This window comes from Frankia canadensis (assembly GCF_900197875.1).
In the GTDB taxonomy this organism is placed as follows: domain Bacteria; phylum Actinomycetota; class Actinomycetes; order Frankiales; family Frankiaceae; genus Frankia; species Frankia canadensis.
Genome location: NZ_FZMO01000375.1, coordinates 1 through 2252, shown reverse-complemented (window position 1 = coordinate 2252; position 2252 = coordinate 1). Strand labels below are relative to the sequence as shown.

Genomic DNA, 2252 nt, shown 5'->3' with positions numbered 1-2252 from the left:
TGGGAAGCGGGAACCCGGCACGGCCACGGCCGGTCAGACCGGGGGTGCCTCGCCGAGAGGCGAGGCGGCATAGGTGATGAACGCTATCGATCACCGCGGTGCAACGGGTCCTACCGAAAGGCGGGAACGTGGCGGGTCACCCAGGCGTCGAAGGTGCGCGGCGGGCGGCCGAGGATCTGTTCGACGGCGGGGCTGATCTGTTGTTCGTCCGGGGTGGGCTCGCCGAGGACGGCGAGGGTCGTGTCGACCGCCCACGCGGGCATGAAGTGCAGCATCTGCGCGCGGGCCTCCTCGGGGGGCTGCTCGATGAAGGAGATGGGTTCGCCGAGGGCGTCGGCGATGAGGGCCGCGCGCTGGCGGGGCGTGGTGAGGGCGGGCCCGGTCAGCTCGTGGATCCGCCCGGCGTGGCCGTCCTCGCGCAGGGCGGCGGCCGCGACGTTGGCGATGTCGGCGGGATCGATTGTCGGCATGGCGACGTCGCCGAACGGAGCGACGACCGTCCGACGGGTTCGGATGGAATCCGCCCAGGCGAACATGTTGGAGTTGAATCCACCCGGGCGCAGAATCGTCCAGTCCAGACCCGACTGCCGCACCGCGTCCTCCAGCGATCGCATCAGCACGCCGTGGGAATGGGAGTCCGGGCGGGTGCGGACCCCCTGGGACGACAGCACCACGACCCTGGTGATTCCCCCGGCCTTGGCGAGGTCGAGAATCTCGCCGGGCCGCAGCGTCTCGGCGCTGGCGCCGCCGTCGTGGAGGAACAGCGCCTCGGCGCCGTCGAAAGCCGGCCGCAGTGCGTCCGGTGACGTCAGGTCCGCCGCGATCGTCCGCACTCCATCGGGTGCGGCCTGCGCGGCACTGCGGCGGGACACCGCCGTCACCGTGGAACCTGCTGCTGCGAGTGCTTCGACCAGCGGTCGGCCCACGTTTCCGGTCGCCCCTGTCACCACGATCATCTGGATTGCTCCTATCAGGTCTTCGATTTTTGCGGCCTCGTGGCCGGAACGACGCGACGCTAACATCGGCGGGATAGTAGGTACCTAGGAGAAAGTGGCTATCCTCGAGGGATGCAGACCACTGGCACGCCGGGCGCCGCCGAGGTCGCCTGCCCGATCAGCCCGGTCGTCGACATCGTGTTCAGCCGATGGACCACGCCGATCCTCTGGACCCTGAACGAGTTCGGTCGGCAGCGTTTCGTCGAGCTGGAGCGGCGGATAGCCACGGTCACGCCGAAGGTGCTGACCCAGCGGCTGCGCCAACTCGAGCGGGACGGCCTGATCACGCGCACCTACCATCCCGAGGTGCCGCCCCGGGTCGAGTACGAGATCAGCGACCTCGGCCGCAGCCTCGCGCCCCTTTTCGCGCACCTGGCGACCTGGGCCAGCGCCAACCTCGGCAGCGTCGAGCGGGCCAGGCACGACTACGACGCCCGAGCCCCCCGATGAACCAGATCCGCCGATAAATCGGAAGCCATCCTGCGGTATGTCTGACACGATGGGCGCGTGCTACTGACCGTGTCAACATCCCTGCGTCCCGCGACCGATCTTGGGTATCTGTTGCACAAGCATCCCGAGCGGGCACAGCGGTTCGATACGGCGGCCGGGGTGGCGCACGTCTTCTATCCGGAGGCCACCGAGGAGCGCGCGACGGCGGCACTGCTGCTCGACATCGACCCGATCGGCCTGGTCCGCGGCGGGCGCGGGAAAGGGGAAGGCGGCCAGGGCCAGGGGGCGCACTACGTCGACGATCGGCCCTATGCGGCGTCGAGCCTGCTTGCCGTCGCGATGGCGGCGGTGTTCTCGACGGCGATGGCGGGCATCTGCAAATCCCGTCCGGAGCTGGCCGCCACCCCCATCCCGCTGGAGATCCGCATCGCCGCGCTGCCGTGCCGGGGTGGTGGCGCGGCGCTCGTCGAGCGCCTGTTCGCCCCGCTGGGCTGGGCGGTGCGGGCGGAATCCGTGCCCCTCGACGACCGCTTCCCCGAATGGGGCGTGGCCCCGCACCATGACGTGACGCTCACCGGCACCGCCCGCCTCGCCGACGCGTTGACGCAGGTCTACGTCCTGCTTCCGGTGCTCGACGACGGCAAGCACTACTTCGTCGGCCGCGACGAGGTCGACAAACTGGTCCGCGAAGGAGCCCGGTGGCTGCCGGAACACCCGGAGCGGCACCTGATCGCCCGGCGCTACCTCGCCCACCGGGTGCGGCCGTGGCCAGGGCATCCAGAAGCGGCCCGCGAGCCGCGTTCATCA

General features: G+C 70.2%; 3 protein-coding genes. 2 read left to right on the top strand and 1 reads right to left on the bottom strand.

Translation table 11 applies throughout. From position 1 onward, the window contains the following. Positions 1-110: 110 nt before the first annotated feature. Entirely contained in the window at positions 111-956 is an 846-nt protein-coding gene (locus C1A33_RS23985) for an NAD(P)H-binding protein (RefSeq protein ID WP_101833596.1), read from the bottom strand. A gap of 111 nt (positions 957-1067) precedes the next feature. Here C1A33_RS23985 and C1A33_RS23980 point away from each other — a divergent pair, with 111 nt between their 5' ends. Next, entirely contained in the window at positions 1068-1445 is a 378-nt protein-coding gene (locus C1A33_RS23980; protein ID WP_101833595.1) for a winged helix-turn-helix transcriptional regulator, read from the top strand. Between the two features lie 57 nt (positions 1446-1502). Continuing rightward, positions 1503-2252, top strand: a 750-nt coding sequence (locus C1A33_RS23975) for a 3' terminal RNA ribose 2'-O-methyltransferase Hen1 (RefSeq protein ID WP_101833597.1), incomplete at its 3' end; no start/stop codon positions are given.

What these genes read in the sequence shown, in the direction of transcription:
- C1A33_RS23985 (WP_101833596.1), bottom strand. Translation starts at nt 956, where the DNA reads ATGATCGTGGTGACAGGGGCGACCGGAAACGTGGGCCGACCGCTGGTC.
- C1A33_RS23980 (WP_101833595.1), top strand. Translation starts at nt 1,068, where the DNA reads ATGCAGACCACTGGCACGCCGGGCGCCGCCGAGGTCGCCTGCCCGATC.